This is a genomic window from Flammeovirga aprica JL-4 (assembly GCF_012844305.1).
Classification (GTDB): Bacteria; Bacteroidota; Bacteroidia; order Cytophagales; family Flammeovirgaceae; genus Flammeovirga; species Flammeovirga aprica.
Window position 1 is genome coordinate 48,128 of sequence record NZ_JABANE010000036.1, and the last position, 18,703, is coordinate 66,830.

The 18,703-nt window shown below is 31.6% G+C and carries 15 protein-coding genes; 8 read left to right on the forward strand and 7 right to left on the reverse strand.

The features are described 5' to 3' along the window. Positions 1 to 156: 156 nt before the first annotated feature. Entirely contained in the window at positions 157 to 1,776 is a 1,620-nt protein-coding gene (locus HHU12_RS14385; protein ID WP_169657448.1) for a tetratricopeptide repeat protein, read from the forward strand. A gap of 88 nt (positions 1,777 to 1,864) precedes the next feature. Here HHU12_RS14385 and ahpC read toward each other — a convergent pair whose 3' ends face one another. After that, entirely contained in the window at positions 1,865 to 2,428 is a 564-nt protein-coding gene (gene ahpC, locus HHU12_RS14390; protein ID WP_062621769.1) for an alkyl hydroperoxide reductase subunit C, read from the reverse strand. Positions 2,429 to 2,701: 273 nt separating this feature from the next. Between ahpC and HHU12_RS14395 the strand changes: the two genes are divergently transcribed. After that, on the forward strand, positions 2,702 to 3,229 hold the full coding sequence (locus HHU12_RS14395; protein ID WP_169657449.1) for a hypothetical protein: 528 nt from the start codon (positions 2,702 to 2,704) through the stop codon (positions 3,227 to 3,229). A 354-nt stretch (positions 3,230 to 3,583) separates the two neighbouring features. On the opposite strand, the gene HHU12_RS14400 is transcribed toward HHU12_RS14395, so the two are convergent. From HHU12_RS14400 to HHU12_RS14415, 4 genes are all read right to left on the reverse strand, one after another. Next, positions 3,584 to 4,744, reverse strand: coding sequence for a hypothetical protein (locus tag HHU12_RS14400; protein WP_169657450.1), 1,161 nt, complete (start codon positions 4,742 to 4,744; stop codon positions 3,584 to 3,586). Positions 4,745 to 4,856: 112 nt separating this feature from the next. Beyond that, entirely contained in the window at positions 4,857 to 5,633 is a 777-nt protein-coding gene (locus HHU12_RS14405; RefSeq protein WP_169657451.1) for an N-acetyltransferase, read from the reverse strand. A gap of 6 nt (positions 5,634 to 5,639) precedes the next feature. Further along, positions 5,640 to 6,530 (reverse strand): AraC family transcriptional regulator, encoded by an 891-nt coding sequence (locus HHU12_RS14410; protein ID WP_169657452.1) that lies wholly within the window; start codon positions 6,528 to 6,530, stop codon positions 5,640 to 5,642. A gap of 176 nt (positions 6,531 to 6,706) precedes the next feature. Next, positions 6,707 to 7,261 (reverse strand): hypothetical protein, encoded by a 555-nt coding sequence (locus HHU12_RS14415; RefSeq protein ID WP_169657453.1) that lies wholly within the window; start codon positions 7,259 to 7,261, stop codon positions 6,707 to 6,709. Between the two features lie 166 nt (positions 7,262 to 7,427). Here HHU12_RS14415 and HHU12_RS14420 point away from each other — a divergent pair, with 166 nt between their 5' ends. From HHU12_RS14420 to HHU12_RS14430, 3 genes are all read left to right on the forward strand, one after another. Further along, on the forward strand, positions 7,428 to 7,859 hold the full coding sequence (locus HHU12_RS14420; protein ID WP_169657454.1) for a hypothetical protein: 432 nt from the start codon (positions 7,428 to 7,430) through the stop codon (positions 7,857 to 7,859). Between the two features lie 97 nt (positions 7,860 to 7,956). Then, positions 7,957 to 8,340, forward strand: coding sequence for a hypothetical protein (locus HHU12_RS14425; RefSeq protein WP_169657455.1), 384 nt, complete (start codon positions 7,957 to 7,959; stop codon positions 8,338 to 8,340). 108 nt (positions 8,341 to 8,448) lie between these two features. Next, entirely contained in the window at positions 8,449 to 9,321 is an 873-nt protein-coding gene (locus HHU12_RS14430; RefSeq protein WP_169657456.1) for an Rpn family recombination-promoting nuclease/putative transposase, read from the forward strand. A 100-nt stretch (positions 9,322 to 9,421) separates the two neighbouring features. Here HHU12_RS14430 and HHU12_RS14435 read toward each other — a convergent pair whose 3' ends face one another. Further along, positions 9,422 to 11,134 carry a hypothetical protein gene (locus HHU12_RS14435; RefSeq protein WP_169657457.1) on the reverse strand — a complete coding sequence of 571 codons (1,713 nt, stop codon included), beginning with the start codon at positions 11,132 to 11,134 and terminating at the stop codon, positions 9,422 to 9,424. 142 nt (positions 11,135 to 11,276) lie between these two features. Then, a complete protein-coding gene (locus tag HHU12_RS14440) occupies positions 11,277 to 14,201 on the reverse strand; it encodes a leucine-rich repeat domain-containing protein (protein WP_169657458.1) in 2,925 nt (974 codons plus the stop codon). Between the two features lie 633 nt (positions 14,202 to 14,834). Between HHU12_RS14440 and HHU12_RS14445 the strand changes: the two genes are divergently transcribed. The 3 genes from HHU12_RS14445 to HHU12_RS14455 all read left to right on the forward strand — a co-directional run bounded on the left by HHU12_RS14445 (position 14,835) and on the right by HHU12_RS14455 (position 18,647). Further along, a complete protein-coding gene (locus tag HHU12_RS14445; RefSeq protein WP_169657459.1) occupies positions 14,835 to 15,941 on the forward strand; it encodes a hypothetical protein in 1,107 nt (368 codons plus the stop codon). A gap of 57 nt (positions 15,942 to 15,998) precedes the next feature. Beyond that, the gene (locus HHU12_RS14450) at positions 15,999 to 17,180 is read left to right on the forward strand and encodes a hypothetical protein (protein WP_169657460.1); all 1,182 of its coding nucleotides are present in this window, start codon (positions 15,999 to 16,001) and stop codon (positions 17,178 to 17,180) included. Between the two features lie 297 nt (positions 17,181 to 17,477). Then, positions 17,478 to 18,647 (forward strand): hypothetical protein, encoded by a 1,170-nt coding sequence (locus HHU12_RS14455; RefSeq protein ID WP_169657461.1) that lies wholly within the window; start codon positions 17,478 to 17,480, stop codon positions 18,645 to 18,647. Positions 18,648 to 18,703 lie beyond the last annotated feature (56 nt).

Genomic DNA, 18,703 nt, shown 5'->3' on the forward strand with positions numbered 1-18,703 from the left:
TCTAAATTTCATGAACAATTCCTCCTTCCCCTAAAAAATGACATAGACTCTATATAGACAAGTGTGAATTTTACAGCAAAAAAATTGTAGACAAACCTTATTACAGGCATATTTAGGAGGGTTTTTCCAATAGACAATCCCAAAACTTCAATTTTTATGTATAGACAAATATTAATAGTACTCTTCAGTGTCATTTTTTCGACTTCAGTTTTTGCGAGCGAAGCTGATATTATCATTACCACGGATTTTTTAAAGGAAATTTATGAAGATGATGATCTTATTTCTGCAGAAAAAGAATTGCTTGAATTTAGAAATGCAGGTGATGTAAGAGGAGAGATAAGAGCCTATTTAAAGTTAGGTGGACTTTATTGTAATAGGGTCAATTATCATAAAGCATACGAGTCGTATTGGGAAGCACTTTTTCTTTTGGATAAGGAGAATTACCCTATGCTGAAAGCGAAAGTGTACAGAGGAATGGGTATCTTGTATAGCTTGTTTGAAAGAAACGATTTGGCGGTGAAATATTATAAGCAGGCCTTGTCGATGAATAGAAAACTGGTAGAGAATGAAGTGATCCCTTTAGAGAATTTACGCCCTAATTATCACTCATTGATGGTGCATTACAGGTATGAAGGAGATGCTGAAAATACCCAACTTTATTACGACAGTTGTACTTCTATTCCAATGGAGGATAACGTTTCTAGAATCTTATTAGAAAGTGAAGAGACCTTTTTATCCTTACTGAAAGGAGAGCTTATAGAGACGGGAAAATCCTTTAAAACATTGATGCCTCAATTGGAAGGTTTAGAAGGTAATGAATCTTACCTGGTGATTTTTTATTCCTCTTATGGAGATTACTTTTATAAAATACAGCACTACAAAGAGGCGATCGATTATTATAAGAAAGCTTTAAAAGTGGCGAAGTTAGAGAAAGCACATTTGAATTTTACGCCTTTGCTTTATGAAAAATTGGTAGACACCTACAAAATGATAGGAGATTATCAGTCTGCTTTAAAGTTTGCCACGGTGGGGAACGACTTAAATCAGTGGCTTTACAGTAGTAAAAGTGAAAGAAACAGGTCGTTATTTGAAATTTCAGATGAATATAAAAAGAGAGAACAGGCCCAGCAATTAGAGATCGAACGACAAGAATTAGAAAATTATAAGCAAGAACAGAAGATTCTATGGTTAACTGTCGCCCTTCTATTTTTAATCATATTGGGAGTGTTCTTTATGGTCAGAACGAGAGTAAAAACATTAAAACTGAAATATGCATTAGAGAAAGAAGCCATAGAGCAGAAACAAAAATTGCATGAAGAGAAAAATCAAGAAATACTGTATGTCAAAAATAGTGAACTGACCAATACTACCCTTCAAATTATAGCCAAAGATGAATTATTGACTTCCATAAAGGGAAAGCTGAAAGACGTTTATAAAGAAACGAAATCAAAGGAAGTTCAAAAAGTAATGAATGCCATCAAACTCAATCAGGATCATAGTTGGCTAGAATTTGAAAATCGATTCACCTCTGTCAACCCTAGCTTTTTCTCTCAGTTAAAAGAAAAACATCCTTCACTTACGAATTATGATTTGAAAATTTGTGCTCTTATTAAGCTTAATTTTTCTGGAAAAGAAATGGCAAGACTTTTAGGGATCTCTCCAGAAAGTGCGAATACTTCTCGTTATCGATTAAGGAAAAGATTGGGTTTGGTGAAAGGGGAAGACTTGGTGAATTATTTGGGGAATGTGGTGACACAAAAAAATCCCACCTCATAGAGATGGGATTTTGCTAAAATAAAGCAAACTATTATTATATAACTATTACAAATGTTTAATACTAAAATGTCTTAGTACTTTTTATATCTTAGATCAATCCTACAAGATCGATGCTTGGTTTCAATGTATCATTACCTTCTTTCCATTTTGCTGGGCAAACTTCAGAAGGATTTTCAGCCACAAATTGAAGTGCTTTCAATTTTCTCAATAACTCCTCAGCGTTTCTTCCCACATTACCAGCGACAACTTCATAAGAAACGATTTCACCTTCAGGATTCACGATGAAAGTTCCTCTTTCCGCCATTCCATCTTCTTCAATCATCACTTCAAAACCTCTTGAAAGTACCCCTGTTGGATCTGCAAGCATTGGGTAGTTGATTTTTTTGATCGTTTCAGAAGTGTCGTGCCATGCTTTGTGCACAAAGTGAGTATCTGTAGAAACCGAGTAAATTTCAGTACCAGTCGCTTTGAAATCTTCATAAAGGTTAGCAAGGTCTTCTAATTCCGTAGGACACACAAAAGTGAAGTCGGCAGGGTAGAAGAAGAAGATGGACCATTTTCCTAAAATATCTTCTTTAGTAACTGTTTTGAAGTCGTTGTTTTCGAAAGATTGTACTTTAAAATCTACTACTTGTTTTCCGATTTGTGACATGGTCTATATTTTTTGATTGATGTTTGTTTCAGTTTTTTTCAACCGCTTTCCGATTGATTACATTACAAACATACGGCAGTATTAGGCATTTGTAAAATTGATTGTTTTTATGCTGGTATAGATTATCCTTATGTCAGTTGGAGTGATGCTAATAAACAAGGGGTGCCCCAAAAATTAAATATAAACTAAAGTCAATTTGTTTTTTATTTGATTTATAAATTGTAAGACACTAATTTGTGTGCTGATTAACTATTTAAAGTAAACAAAAAAATAATGGTTTCACACAAACTGAAAATCACAAAAAACAAAAACACCTTCACAGCAAGTTATAGATGGTTTAAACTTTATGCTCTCTTTTTAGCATTTTTCACCATTACTTGGGATTCCTTTATTTTCGCTTTTTATTATTTGGGTTTATTTTCCAACCTCAATATCGTCGAAAAATTAGTGATAATGATATTCCCTATTTTTCATGTATTACTCGGAATTGTACTTACTTATTTTACACTCACCCTCCTTTTTAATAAAACTGAACTGAAAATTGAGAATAACCGCCTTACCGTTAGGAGTAAACCAATTTTCACTCTAAAACGACGAGTTTCAATAGATATAAACGATATCGATTATTTCTTTTTTCAAAAATTACTAGGAAAGGGAGTTGCCCTTTATGTGATGACTAAAAAAGGGAAAAAGAAAAAGATTTTCACTGGAAGTGTAATGAATGATAGAAATGTAGCTGAAAACTTGAAACTAGAACTTGAAGATTATTTGAATATTGAGCGTTGCTTGATGAAAGGGTAGGTAAGAGTTAAGAATTAAGAGTTAAGAAAAATGATTCGTAAAGTGGTTTTTATGGTGGCTTTTGAGTCACAAAGCATTGTGGCTCTTAATATCAATTCCTTTTCAAATTAAGTGTTTCAGCGATTGAAAGAGGTTCTGTAAAGATGCCAGGTGAAGTTGCTTAAGAAATTAAACAGATTACTAAAGTGATCATTCAGTGTATCATATGGATCCCCTATATGTCCAAAAAAGAAAAGGATTTGGTTGGCTATTAAGCTAGAGGAGTATGTATTGCTTTTTATCCTAGCGATACATACTCCTCTCTTGAAACTATTACTTTTTATTCAAGTTGCATAATGAATTTTATATATTCCTTTAAGGCTTAATGTATGACTTTATGGCTTTAGTTTTATGTTCTTTCCAGCCAACGAAATAACTACTATAGTTCACCCATTCAAATTTAAAATATCCACCATCTCCATTTATCATTGTAGAATAAAATTGATCTAAACTTTCTTCTAAGAAATAACAATATTCTTTTGCATTCTTTTGAAAATAATCATTTATAAAGTCGTTTCTTTTTATGTCTATCTGATTATATTCTGATACAACTTTAACTTCTCCGATTCTAAAAGCATTAGCAATCGCAATTTCATAGTCATTTGTATAAACATAATACTCACCATTTCTTTTCCTGATATGTTTAACAATTGAGCGAAATCCACTGCAAACTCTTCTTAATCGATCAAAAGTCATGCATTGAAGTATTTCATGACTTTCTTCGATATGACATAATTTAACATACTGAAAGTCTTTCTCTGATTTTTCATATATATCCCATAGCGGGTCTGTGACTTGAATATTATAATGTACTGTTCTCTTGTAATCTTCACCTAATAAATCTCCCAATTCTAATATTGTACCCTCTTTTATTTTATGCCCTTCAACTACAATAGAGGTGAATTTTTCCTTGGGTAGATCATATTGATTATAATCTATTTCAAATTCCGATTCAGGGGCAATAATATCATATTCAAGCCTATTTCTTGTTAGCATAATTTCATCCTTGAACGGAACAAATGAGTCTATAAATTCATTAAATAAAATCTTAAACGAATTAATCCAATCTAACCCATTTCTATAAGCATAAGTGTCAATACTAGACTCCCATGAGAAGTGGCGAATTTTATACTGTTTATAGATATAAGTAGCAAAGAGAGTCCTAATATCAGCATATTCTTCTATTGAAGAATCTAAACTTGGTCGGAGTGCCAGATCATAACCTTTGAGGAAGGCAACGGTTACTATTTTACTTTTCAATAAAGTAGTATTCCAGTGGTTATTAATATACTCAAAAAGAGGTATTAAATCTCTCTTCTCGACTCTTACTAAATTGTTCTTATCTTTATTTTGAAATCCAATTTTTACCCCATTTCTAAATGCCTCTATTGTTTGATCATTTTTAGGAAGGTAAACACTCCAAAACCGAGAAATATAACCATTGATTTTATTGTTTATTTGATCTTCATTCATCATAAAAAATGTATTCTAATAGGGACAGTTTTAGTTTACTTCTTCTAAATCCATATGTTAATTGATTCTTTTCACTGTTTGAATCAGTAGGGCTTATAATTTTGAAATCCTTTCTTTATTTCTTTAAGAACTTTTCAATAACCTTATCAAACCTACTGTCCATGCATACGCTAATATCGGTTGTTACAAATTTCCCATTATAATACAGACTAAAAATTGTTGCTGGCGTTGGAGAATTTTTGGCTTCTTCTAAAGTTTCTAGCTTCATCACATTGAGTTTTAAATCTCTATTCTTTACTGTTTCTATAAGCGATTGAGTAACATGGTATTCTGAAAATGGACAACGATTTGTAAAATAGACGGTCACACCTTCGTTGTGTTCACACTCCCCACTTTCAGTATTCTTTTTAAACTTAGGCTTTGCAGATTTATCGTCGAACTTTTTTACGAGAAGACTAAAACCATAAGATAATCTCTCTACTTCTTCAAAACCTTGTTTCAGTAGCCATTTAGTATCGCTCATAAAATGGAATTTCTTAGTGCCGACAACGGTGACAAGCCCTGATTTACCTCTTTCCATTGCTTCATCTTCTGCTTTTTGCAACAAAGCTTTTGCATATCCATTTCCTTTATATTTCCCTGCTACCCACAGACAACCAATAAACAGATGATTTGGAGCATCTATCGGAACCCAAGCTTTTTCAGCATCACAATATTCAATAAATACTTTTGCTCGTGCATCCAAGCGAAAAAACTTATAGCCATTATCAAATTCTTGATTCAGCCAATTCTTTTTTAATTCGTAGCTTTCTTTACATTTTTTGTCTGAAATGGCACAGCAAATATGCTCCTTTTCAATATTCTCTTTGTGCAGTTGTATTATTGTTTCCATAACGATCTATTTTATTGGGATCCATAACTCAGTGATTGATTCAGGGTGATTTGGCCCTAAATATTGATCACCATATCGTTCAAAATCAGCTCTTTTATCAATTTCATATTCTGAACTTTGTAACCAAGTACCATATGCATAATCAAAGGACATTTGAATAGCATTCATAACTCCTTTGTGTTCGAAAACTGCATATTTACCTCCTTCAATAGTGAAACTTTTAAGTTCTTTAGGCATTCTACCAACTTTACTTACTTCAACTGTGACCCATTTCTCAAACATCATATCAACGGTAAAGTCTTCCATTTTGAAGTCTTTGTCAAATTGATGAATTTCATAATAACCCGTGTTACTATTATTAGTAATCTTTTCAACACAAGGCAGAAATTCATCCCATAGTTTTGGAATGTTATTGGAGGCGATTGAGGTGAGGGTGCTTTTACCTACAAAAGTTTTCCGTTTCATATCGACAATCTTTGGTTTTAGTGTGATATTTTTTTTCAAATGGTTTAACCTTTCAATAGTTAACCTTGCACGTCCATAAGCGATCTGATTATTGTTTAGTTTACGGTACTTCCCTGGACTAGTATGATAAATCTTTTTGAACGAACGAGTGTATGCCTCTTGTGATTCAAATTGATAATCAAATGCAATATCTAAGATAGATCGGTTGGTATTGATTAGCTGTTTTGAAGACTTTGAAATTCGTCTTCTTCTAAGGTAATTCCCCACCGTTTCCCCTGTCATTGCAGTAAAAATTCTTATAAAATGATATTTTGAAAAATGTGCCCTCTCTGCTATCATTTCAACTGTAATTTTCTTCATCAAATTTTCCTCAATGAAGTTTACCGCTTTTTCTATTCGTTGATAATAATCCTCTCTAATTAGTGCATCCATTACAAAAGTAAATGTAAGTCTGTTCTTATTTTTGATATTTATTGCGGAGTTGCATCCTCTTTTTTACAAAAGCCTAACTAAGCTCAATTGTTAATCTTTGAAGTATGTTTTTTACCTCTACAGTAGCTGGGGTATTTTTATCATCATGGTTGCTAGTTCAAGTACTTCTAATACTCTTATATTTTCTCAATGTAATACTCTTTATCAAACGAAACTTCAGGGTCATCAAAGTTATCTAAAAAGAGAGCAGAATACCCTTTTTCTGATAATGATTTCATGACTTCTAATGTTTTCATGGCACCTAGTGGATCCTGTCCAACCAAATCAAAAATAATATTTTTATTGTAAGAGAGTTTCGAAGCTATGGATATCCATTTTCTCTGATTGCCGGGAAGAGTAATGATTTTTGTATTAGGTTTCACATCATCTAACCCTGAAAATATTTTAAGATCTTCAAATTTAGCATGTTGTCTTAGGTATCTTTTGATGGTTAATGGATAAATAAATTCTTTAAATCCATGTGGCCAAATAGGCTCAGCAAATACCATCTTCTGATGTATTGTTACATCTGGATGCGGATTTAGACCTGTCAGTATTTTGACTAGTTGATCTTCAAATTCAAAAAAGTGTGAACCTCCATATAAACACAAACGAATAATTTCCCCTTCATGTAACTCAAAAGGTGGAATTAAAAAATTGTCTATTTGAAATCCTTTGTTAGCTAAGATCATAGCTTAAATTTTAAGTTATTTATACCTATAGTTGCTTATCAAAACTGTCTGCAATTTAAATTAATAATTAAGTAAATTGCAGTATTAAGGCAAAAGAAAGCTTGTCTGTTCATTTCCTTTAATTTTTTGGTATGCGAAAAAGCAAAGAAACGTTTTGTATAACTAGATGAAGAAATTCGGGTATATAATCAACTCTTTTGATAAAGTAGTAGAAAGGTTCAGAACTAATAATTTAAGAGCTGCAGAATTTGAATCTCTACTAGAGGTTAATTTGTCGGATATACCAACGGGGAAGTTCTACAAAATCACCAACCAACTCATAATTAAAAATAAATTGGAGAGTAAAATCAGGTATTATTTGAGCATTAGAAATAATGAAAATCCAGACTATGAAATAGAATGGAAAGGACGTTTTTTAGAATCAGATATGTTTAACTTTGTAATGGTTTTAGGTAACGAAATGAAGCTCTTCTCAGGAAATGAAGATAACTTAATTATGTTTCTCTCAAATATCCATAACCAACTGAATGATGGGGAGATAGAGCTGAGATGGGTACTTGTTAAAAATCATGCTGAGTTCTTAAAATTAAGAGTTTAGAAGCAGAGTACCACATCTAACAGGAGTGGAGCAATTTGTAATAGTATTACTGAACAACTTTCATATCAATGTATTAACGAGAGAATAAAATTCACCTATGGCAAGTAAAAATAATCACAAAAAATATTTTAAGGTAATTTTTGCAATACCTATTCTTCTAGTAGCAATATTATCAATTGATCAATATTTATCTCCGAAATTATATACAGTTGGTGTCATATCAGATATTTTACCCTCTAGAGGAACCAAGACTCTAGTGATAAAAATTTTATATTCAGATAAAGAATCTATTCACTTTAATTCATATCCAATGGATGATGATATTAAGAAAGGGGAGTTTAGAATTGTAGAATTTGTAATAAACGACGATAATGAAATAAAGTATGCCAGGATAATTTTTTCAGATAAATTATATGGCCATAGTGGTTATGGAAAAGTATGGAAGTCTATTGAGGAAATTACTTCTAGCTCACAGGAATAATCTATACTTGAATTTTTTATAAAAGTATAACTTAGAAATTAGTAGGATTTCTTTTCGCCGACTCAAACTAAAATTTCACTATATTTACCCCATAAACGAGCAAAAGTTATGTGCACTTCACGTTATATCAACCCTTTTACAGATTTCGGATTTAAGAAAATATTTGGAGAAGAAGCCAATAAAGATATTCTGATTGATTTTTTGAATTCGGTATTGCCAGCCGAAGATCAGATCTATGATTTGACGTATAAATCAACAGAGCATTTACCCAAAAATGATACAGATCGTAAAGCGATTTATGATTTATATTGTGAAAACGATCAAGGTGAAAAGTTTATCGTGGAATTGCAACGTGCAGAACAGACTCACTTTAAAGATCGTACGATTTATTATTCAAGCTTCCCTATTCAAGAGCAAGCCAAGCGAGGAAAAGGATGGGATTATGAATTAAAAGCTGTTTATGTGATTTCCATCATGGATTTTATCTTTGACGAAACTGATGAAGATTTCCATCATATCGTACAGCTGAAAAATCAAAAAAATAAGGTGTTTTATGATAAATTGAAATTTGTGTATTTAGAATTGCCAAAGTTCAGAAAACTGGAGAAAGACCTGAAAACCAATTTTGATAAATGGCTTTATCTTTTAAATAATATCACTACTTTCGAACAAATGCCCTCTGTTTTGAAGGAGCATATTTTTAGAAAAGTACTGAAATTGGCAGAGTATACAGCCCTTCCCAAAGCAGATCAGGAATTGTATGATGAAGATTTAAAACGTTTTCGTGATTATGTCAATACTTTGGATACAAGAGAAGAGAAAGGAAGAAGAAAAGGTAGAGAAGAAGGTATTGAAATAGGAGAGAAGAAAAATGCTATTGAGAATGCTAAAAATTTTCTTCAAATGGGATTATCTATAGAGCAAGTAGCCAAAGGTACAGGTTTGACTATTGCTGAAGTTGAGGAATTAGTAAAAAAATAGGAGAGTAACATTGAATCAATTTCAAGACTCAATACAAAGAAAGAATCAGTTTTAGGGACTGATCCTTTCTTTATTTTTTCTTTACTAAAGTCAAATGTTTTTATAATGCCAAACGACTCAATTCATATTTTCTTGTAAACTCATTAAAGCCATTACGGTCTGCATACAAAATTGGAGTGTCACCATCAGTCGGTAATCGGAAAAATGTTTTGCTAATGGAGAATTGTTTTAATACAGTATTACATACTTCTAAGACACTATACAAATTATAATATTCTTGTAGATAACCAGAGCGTAAAATTGACATGAACATTTTATCATTCACCTCAATAAGGACAATGAATATATAATCATCTTCATCTATTTCATACGCCAAATCACAAATCATTTCAAATTTTATATCCTGTTCTGCTAATGAAAGTATCCGTGAAATTGGGTAAGAATAATCTAATCTTGGATCTCCATGTTTTTCACCTATAACACTATAGTTCGGTAATTCTTCAATGAGATAATGGGCTTTCTTTTGAAAACCGTATTTTAGAAAACTATCCTCATTTTTAGCTATAAAATCCTCTTCGAATTGCCCATTATAAACATTAAAATGATCTAAATCTTTGATGATTTCTTCAAATGGGATAGCAACATTAAGTAATTCTTTTAAAAATAAATCTCTGTTTGCTTCATCAGACCAATTTAACAATATATAGTCTTTGATGTTGTTGATTTTTAGTTGGTTGATCTGTTTTGCCAATTTGTAATAAGCATTCGTTTCAGCATTTTTTATTAGTTCTAAAATCTCAATGAGTAATGCCTCATCTTCCTTTTTAGTATATAATTGACAAAATAATTCTAATCCACTATCAGGGTTTTCGGTGGATATACTTTTTATTTCATCTAAAAATTGAAAACTAGATTCTTCATTCGGGTTAAACACTTTGATAAAGTAAGACATTAGATCACATTTTTTGTAGAGATATAGCTCTGCCGAATGATAATAATCTAATACTTCATTAAAAAAAACAGGATTATCCGAATTTATAAATAACTCTATACAATCGCTTTTCCGATGTAATTCTTTCAGGTATACATACTTTAAAATGTTAATCACCGAACTGCTTAATATATGCTTGTGCTGAATTTTGATTTTAAAAGCCTCAAATAGAACACTACTAAATTCTAATTCATTATTGATAAGCTCATTATATATTTTCTCAAATATTATTTCATCATCCTTTCCATATTCAACCATTTTTTGCAGTGCATAGGGATAGGTTTCCTCTAACATCAAATTCATTAAAAAGGCAGGACCATCTGCAACATTTGTAACTAAACATTCCATAGAATACCTCTTCAATATTCCAACTAATGTTCTTTTAGCAACCAATCCTTTGATCAAATTACAGATTTCCTCATTTTCAATATTTTTATCTTCAGGAATACGTTTTGAAAGGTCTAAAATAGTATCCTCCATTTCATCTCTATCACCAGAAGTTAAATTTTTAATATACAGATCTGCAATTTCTTGATCGCCCTCTAAGAATTTGACTACTCTTCTTTTACGAGCGTCCATTTTATTTTTATGTGCAAGACTATGCAACAAACTACCTTGATCTAATTCATTTTGTAATTCTGCTGAAACAGATTTTATTCCTTTTTGAAGTTTAAGGTCTTTTATAACAGATACCCTACTATCAACCTCTTTAAGGTCAGCAACAGTGCCACCATTAGTTGCAATTTTTAAGACAGTATCAAGTAAATCTGATTCTTTTGGAGATAATTCTCCTTCTAGTTTTCTAGTTAATGTTAAAGACATGGTTAAAAGTTTGTTTTACTAATTTTATCAATTTTTTGGTCAAAATAACCCACTCATATTATGTTAAGCACCTAACACTGTGGATGAACAATACCTAACTTTTTTTTACTCGTGAATTCTAATTTAGAAGCTCCACTAGCATTTATTCTCCCAAGAGCGTATGTTTCACTTCTTGCCAATTGGGATAATATTTACCATTAAGTTGAACACTTTCTAACTTCTTCAGTTCGAATACTCCTTTTGGTAATTTGATAGGTGATTGAATATTATTGTATATGCGAAGTTGCTTCAAGTTCTTTAACGCTCCAATGTCAGATGGGATTGTGTTATGACGAAAATCAAGAAGTGCAAGCTCTTGGATTTTCGTAAGCTTACAAATAATTCCTGTGAAATCAGCCATGTTTAGTTTATTTATGGAGACGTGTTTAATATTCGGAAAATTTAGAATTTTTTCTGGTAAATGATCTATTGCTTCAATTCTAATTCTAACCAAATTATCACCAAACATTCTATTACTTAAGACATACTCTAATTCATCTTTGTAAAAGGGAATTGTAAAAATATGCCCAAGTGTACTAGGCCTTCTACTTAACTGTGAGAATAAACGATCATCAATAATACTTCGACGTAATTGTTTATTTTCTCTAAGAGACTTCAATGCTTCTATCCAAAAGTTTCGATGATCAGGATAAAATAACTCCATAAATTGATCTAAAATTTTTGGTTCTAAAGCATTTCTAAGGTCATCATAAACAAAAGTATTGTTCTCACCTGTTTGAGTTAACCTCAATGATAGAAAACGTTTTTCTCCCTCTGAAACAATCCCTTTTAGATAGTTTCTATACTTTGTGCGTACTTTATTCTCTTTCGAACATTTCGCTACAAACAAAATATAACCTCGAAGTTGTTCTGGCATTCCACCATTTTTTATTAACTCTAATGCCAATAGCTCATTTTCTATAGTATTTGACATCAGCAATTCCTTAACGTTCTCTACTAATGTTGTGTTATCTGAAGTTTGATTTTCCAAATATTTCGGAGCGGTTGCTTTACACAATTCTACTAAGTCCTTTTCAGTACAGAAAAATACATGAGAAGATGGAGTAGATTTAAACTGATATTTTTTCCCAAGTAAAATAATATCTGCTTGTTCTACCTTAGTGGTCGCTTGCCAATTGAGGTTTTTGACATCCTCTTTCAGCTGTGTTTTCCTTGTAGAAGTATTACCAAGCAGGATAATTTTTTTTGCATCACCTTTAAAATTATACTCATTTATTTTCTTGCCTTCAGGGTTCAATGAAACATAATATTTTTCCAAGTATTGGTTTAGAACGGGAATATTTTTTCCATATAGAGAGAAAAACACTTGACGATATTTTAATGGGACTTCTGATTTATGCTCAGCAATTACAAAATGATATAAAGCCTCTTTCTCTTGCTGAGATAACTGTTCTTGGTATTTATTATGGATGTCAAAGTATCTCCCAAATTTCTCATAATGATCACTTGAGGATTTATTATACACTTTGATATTATCGAAAGTTGTAATGCTTGGTGCAACATATTCAATTGTTTTACAGCACAAAATTACCGTTTCAAGCGAAGGGAAATTTTGAAGTGAAATATCAACTTTTTGAGGAAGAACTGCATTAGGCAATTTTATTTTACCATCAATTGAATTGATATCAAGGAGCTTCAGGTGCTTAAATACCTTAGATGTAGAGATGTCTTTTACTTGATAGCACTTATCAAAATTGACGTATTCAACATTTTCCGGGAGGTCATCAATCGACAAAATACCACGAAGCCAAGATACTCTTATTTCTTTTAGGTTTGGATTTTCAGCGTAATGAATCTTACACACTGTTTCAGATTTAGGGGCTTGGTCTATTTTTATCTTTCTTAAATTCTCAAATCGAGTTAGATTCATATCAGACGAAAGATTTTTTACCTCAATCTCTCCTAAACCAGGAAAGTTTTTAAAGCTTTTATCAAAGCACTCTAGATTTTTAATATCTAAGAATAAAGAGCTCACTTTCATTGCTGAAAATTGTGGTAAATCTACTTTTTCAGTGCTTTCAGATTGAATTAGTAACTCTTGAAGATCAGCATTCAACTCTATTTCTTGTTGCCCATTTAATCGCTCCAGATGTCCAGAAAGTACAATTTTTTGAGATGGAAGATTAAATAAATTGGAGTTGTAAGACACTAAGCTTGAAGGGACATGTAGTTTAAGTTCTTCAAGTTGCTTAGCATTTTCCAGATGAATTGTGCTACAATTGAGGAGGTTCAACTCCAACAATTTAAGATCTTGCATCTTGTCAAGTGTAAGTTGCTCACCGATATTTCCTTGAATCTTTAACTTTTCAAGTTTATTGTAATTTAAAAAATGACCTATGCCTTTTATTTCCTCTGTTTTTAAACTTAACTCCGTTAATAATGATGGATTTTTTATTTGAAGTTGTGTTAGGTCAATCGAGTGTGTACTGATAGAAAGTGTTTCGAGCTTTTCTACATCAGCCAACTGATATTGATTATGTTTTAGTTTATCAACAGATACATATAATGATTGTGTAGATTTTATATTTTCGACCTGATAATCATCCACCCATTCTTTTGCTACTAAACCAATTGTTTTTAGGTTTTTTAAAGTTGAAAAATCACCAGTAACAATTTTTTCTGCATTAATAAGCAACTTCTCTAAGTGTTGTAATGTAGGTAATACATCAGATAAGTCAATCGTTCCTTTTACGTGGATTCTGAGATACTTCAGTTGATGATTCATAAGGTTTCTTGGAAGTTTTGAAACCTTTCCGCCTAATTCTATTTCGAAATATTCAAAATTACCATACGTAGTTATTTTTTCAATCAGTTCATTTGCTTTGTCTTCTTTTAAGCTTGAAAGTTGCCCCCTCTGAAATTCCATCTTTATGGCTTTCATCCTTTCCAATAAAGAAGAGTATTCTTTTGGATCTCTTTTTTGAGTTATTCTTAATCCATTGTTTTTCTTATCATAACTTAAATACCCTTGGGATGTGAAATTATATTTTTGAGATTCAGTATACATTGCTTTAAAGTTTTAAATGATCCATACTTTGACAGTTAGTAGCTTCTTCTACATTATTTCTTTGCCAATTATTCTAAGTACTAATAGAGGCCAATATTTTTTAGGTTGACACCTTTAAGAGTTGTTTCAAACATGCTCTAAGTTGTTCGTTAGTATAAGTACAAAATCAAAATTATCAAATACTATGATTTATTTTTGACTTAGTACTTATTAGAATTTATCATTACAAAATGCTATTAAAATGCCGAAGGTCCAAAAATCCTATTGCTAAAATATCATCTTTATCTTCATTTTTTTTCATGAAAATGAATTACATTTTTCATGTGATTTTATAACTTATTACAATTTAAAATTCATTCTTATTGATGAGGTAGTAACGACAATTCAACTTCCTTATTTGAATATCAATTCTCCAAACACTCCAGAAATGTTAGAATTAATTTATCTCAAAATATAAACAAACCGTATTACATTATTCATTAGTCTAAAGAGCAATTAATTTGTATCTTAGCCTTTGTAAATGAAGCAAACGCAAACTAATATATTTTAAATCTTGTACCTTTTGAAAATATAGAGTTCTATGTTTGGTCTACAATACAAAAAGTAACTATTAAAAATAAACTTCAACTGAATATGTCTTCTAGTAAGCATAAAATATCAAAAAGCGAAGATGCTTTAATAATTAAAATTAGCTGGTTTGGTTCCAAAGCATTTTCTCAATTAGGTTTTACAATAGTATGGAGCATTTTACTTATCGTTTGGGTAGGTATTGGATTTGTAACGGGAGCACAGGGAGTGATGGCTTTTGCTTTTTTTGTATTTCCAATAGTGCATTTTATGTGGGTTGTAGTATCTATTTACCGCACTTTTTGCTATTTTCTTAACAAAACGATAGTGAAAATTGAGAATAATAGATTTACTGTCGAACATTATCCGTTGCCTTGGAAAGATGAAATAAATATAAGAACGGATAAAATAGAACAGTTTTATATTAAACAAAATAAAGGAAGGGATAAGAACAACAACGTCAAATATTATAACTCTCTTTACTTGAAAACTACTGCTGATAAGACCATTAAGGTTTTATCACATGAGATTTTAAGGAACTATAAAGAGGCCAAAAATCTTGAGGAAATAATTGAAGATTTCTTGAAGATTGAAGATTATGCTGTGGTTGGTGAATATGGTGCTGAAAATAAATTGACAAAGGAAGAACTTAAAAGAGATTTCGACAAAAAAATCAACCCTACTGAAATTTCTTTGTTAGACTTAAAAGATGAGTTTGTTTTCAATTATGATTTATCTTCATGGCTGGTCACTTTTACAATTCAGTACGACTGGTTGAGTGGCAATACTGACAAACTACTTCAAGTGATAAGTGATGCGGGCGACAATAAAATGTTATATGTACAAAAAAATATGTCAATCATTACTCCTTGGATAGAAATAAAAACGGATAATATTAATTTCCCTAGTCTTAATTTAACATCTGAATCAGAAATGCCTGATACACTAGTTTATGATAGCGAGTTGTACAGATTAGCACAAAAAGCAGAAGGAAAACTCTTTCATAAGAATCAACAAGAAGGGCATAGAGTAGCTCAAAGTTTCTATTTGAACAGTGAAGAAAACAAGAGTGTCAGAATAGTTCATCTCTCGGATAATAATCATTCGATTTATCTAGGTGATAAGAAAGAAGAACGTCAGTTTGATGATATTCTTCATAGTGCTGATTCTTAATTCTTCATTTAAAATCTCTTTACTTACAAAATATAAATCTAAACATTAAAATACACAATGGCTTCTAAAACCCTACATGTATCCAAAAAAGAAAACTCATTGGTGATCAGTTATGATTGGTATGAAAAATCTGTTTTTATTATTTTTGGCGGAGTGATAGCATTTAGCTATTTTCTTTACATATTACATGGTGTACTAATTGATCTATTCAATGCTCTAAGTATATTTTTTCTTTTTGTTTTGTTTTTTTATTTAGCTATTCTCGCCTTTATCTTATTTATGACGTACCTCAGCTTATGTAGTCTTTGTAATACCACTACGATCAAGATAGAAAATGAGGAGCTAACCATTGAAAATTCTCCATTTCCGATACCTTGGAAATCTAATGTTAAATTAGATGTAAACGATATAGAACAACTTTATGTAGAAAAAAATAAGATGTATATTTCTGATGGTGAGGGAAATTTGATGTTAAATCCACAAACGGAAGGGGAATTTCCAGATACGATTTCAAGGATAAAGCAAGGGTTAAAAGGTGAAATGTCGCTTTATTTGAGAACGACAACTGGTAAGTCTGTAGAGGTCTTGTCAATGGCACAGTTAGGATCTCATGAAAGAGCAATTAATATTGAAAGAACTATTGAAGATTACTTAAATATTCAAGATTATGCTGTTGAAGGTGAACATGAAGGGGAGAAAAAATTCACCAAAGAGGAATTGAGAAGGAACCTCGACAAAAAAAAGATCAACCCTACAGCGATTGCTATATCGGATTTAAAAGAGGGATTTGTCTTCGACTACGACCTTTATTCATGGATGATCACTTTCATGATTCAGTACGATTGGTTGAGCGGTTCGACAGATAGGTTGCTTCAGATGGTGAGTGATTCAGGAGACAATAAATTGTTGTACTTGCAGGAGCAATTCAGTGGAATTATTCCATGGATGGAAACAAAATCAGAAAACTTTAAATTTCCGAGTTTTGATAAATCAGCAGGTTCTAATATTCCTTATTCATTAGATCATAATGGGGAAAATTACAGTCTTTCACAAACGAATGATGGTAAGCTTTTCCATAAAAAACAGATATTGGGGAGTGAGGTGTCACAGTACTTCTTTTTAAACAGTGATGACACTAAAAGTATTAGGATTATCTGGCTCTCAGACTCGAACTACTCTATCTACCTAGGTGAGAAAAAAGAAGAACGCCATTTTGATAATATTCTTCATAGTTCCTAGAAGTTGGAGAGTGTGAAAGTAATTATTAGGACAAATTGAAACGGGCCTTTTTGAATGAAGAATGAAGAAAAATGTTTCTTGCTCTGGCATATAAGCTTGTTTTTATGACGGAAACCGTTGCAGAGATGTTGTACTGCAAGGTTAACATGGACCATAGTACTGACCATCTTTTCTTCATTCTTAACTCTTAATTCTTCATTAAAAAAGTTCCATAACTTTTGTACTAGTACTTAAAATTGAAACTATTTTCGAAAATTAATTTTAGCAATAACTATTGTCTTTTAAACATCATTAATTATGGCTTCAAAAAGCATTATTGTTTCTTATGACGAGAATGACATTAAAGTAACCTATAGATGGTTTAATCCTCGGATTTTTTCTGCCTTACCCTTTACAATTGCATGGAATGTAGGCATTGGGGTGTGGTATTTTTTGTTACTTTCAAATTTGGATTCATTTAATTTCATTACTCTTATCATGCTTGTGGTTCCTTTGGTCTTTGCCTTACAGGCTCTTGGGATGCTCTACAATACAATTTGTGTTTTTTTCAACAAAACTGAGCTGAAAATTGAGAATGATCAATTAAGCATAAAACACTATCCGATTTACTATTCAGATGCGATCTCTTTGGGTGTAGATGAGGTAGAAAAACTCTATGTCAATAAGGAGGGAGTGAAAGTCAAAGACAACGTAAGATCTTCTAATGGCTTTCCACTTTTTCTGAAGAAGAAAAATGGTGAAGAAATAGAGGTACTTCAAGAATCCATTCTTATTAAAGCAGAAAATGCATATTACATAGAAGATGTATTGAAAGACTATTTGAATACTGTAGAGGAAGAAGTTGAAACCGAAGAAGAACCAATGGAAGACGAAGCGAGAAGAGATGCTCACAAAAGTTTTGACCCTGATAATATCACTTTATCTGATTTAAGAGAGCACTTTGTTTTCGATTATGAGTATTCTTCATGGTTTGTCAATATGTCTGTTCAATACGATTGGATAAATGGTAATACAGATAAATTATTACATCTTGTAAGTAAAAAAGGTGATAAAAAGCTATTGTATTTACAGGAACAGCATTCAATCATTACACCATGGATAGAAAAGAAGGTAGAGAACTCTCAACTCCCAGATTTTGAAAAACCAACTTTACCTGAAATTCCTGATATACCAATACTCAAGAGTTTTTTGGATAAAAAACTACAGGAACATGATACTTCTACTATGGAGAGAATACCTAATCAATTGAATTATGGTACAGAAGTATATAGGCTGGAAGAAAAACTGGAAGGAAAACTTTACCATAAGAGTCAACAGGAAGGGCATGAAGTATCACAGCATCTTTATTATAATGATGAAAGGAATAAGAGTTTGAGAGTCCTTTCTTTGTCTGATGGTAAGAAATTGATTTACTCAGGTGATAAAGAAGAAGAACACCACTTTGCTAATATTCTTCATAAACAATAAATACATCACTGTCAGTTACTCTTAATTAATCAATCACAAATTAAATTAACAAAAGA

What these genes read in the sequence shown, in the direction of transcription:
- HHU12_RS14385 (WP_169657448.1), top strand. Translation starts at nt 157, where the DNA reads ATGTATAGACAAATATTAATAGTACTCTTCAGTGTCATTTTTTCGACT.
- ahpC (WP_062621769.1), bottom strand. Translation starts at nt 2,428, where the DNA reads ATGTCACAAATCGGAAAACAAGTAGTAGATTTTAAAGTACAATCTTTC.
- HHU12_RS14395 (WP_169657449.1), top strand. Translation starts at nt 2,702, where the DNA reads ATGGTTTCACACAAACTGAAAATCACAAAAAACAAAAACACCTTCACA.
- HHU12_RS14400 (WP_169657450.1), bottom strand. Translation starts at nt 4,744, where the DNA reads ATGATGAATGAAGATCAAATAAACAATAAAATCAATGGTTATATTTCT.
- HHU12_RS14405 (WP_169657451.1), bottom strand. Translation starts at nt 5,633, where the DNA reads ATGGAAACAATAATACAACTGCACAAAGAGAATATTGAAAAGGAGCAT.
- HHU12_RS14410 (WP_169657452.1), bottom strand. Translation starts at nt 6,530, where the DNA reads ATGGATGCACTAATTAGAGAGGATTATTATCAACGAATAGAAAAAGCG.
- HHU12_RS14415 (WP_169657453.1), bottom strand. Translation starts at nt 7,261, where the DNA reads ATGATCTTAGCTAACAAAGGATTTCAAATAGACAATTTTTTAATTCCA.
- HHU12_RS14420 (WP_169657454.1), top strand. Translation starts at nt 7,428, where the DNA reads ATGAAGAAATTCGGGTATATAATCAACTCTTTTGATAAAGTAGTAGAA.
- HHU12_RS14425 (WP_169657455.1), top strand. Translation starts at nt 7,957, where the DNA reads ATGGCAAGTAAAAATAATCACAAAAAATATTTTAAGGTAATTTTTGCA.
- HHU12_RS14430 (WP_169657456.1), top strand. Translation starts at nt 8,449, where the DNA reads ATGTGCACTTCACGTTATATCAACCCTTTTACAGATTTCGGATTTAAG.
- HHU12_RS14435 (WP_169657457.1), bottom strand. Translation starts at nt 11,134, where the DNA reads ATGTCTTTAACATTAACTAGAAAACTAGAAGGAGAATTATCTCCAAAA.
- HHU12_RS14440 (WP_169657458.1), bottom strand. Translation starts at nt 14,201, where the DNA reads ATGTATACTGAATCTCAAAAATATAATTTCACATCCCAAGGGTATTTA.
- HHU12_RS14445 (WP_169657459.1), top strand. Translation starts at nt 14,835, where the DNA reads ATGTCTTCTAGTAAGCATAAAATATCAAAAAGCGAAGATGCTTTAATA.
- HHU12_RS14450 (WP_169657460.1), top strand. Translation starts at nt 15,999, where the DNA reads ATGGCTTCTAAAACCCTACATGTATCCAAAAAAGAAAACTCATTGGTG.
- HHU12_RS14455 (WP_169657461.1), top strand. Translation starts at nt 17,478, where the DNA reads ATGGCTTCAAAAAGCATTATTGTTTCTTATGACGAGAATGACATTAAA.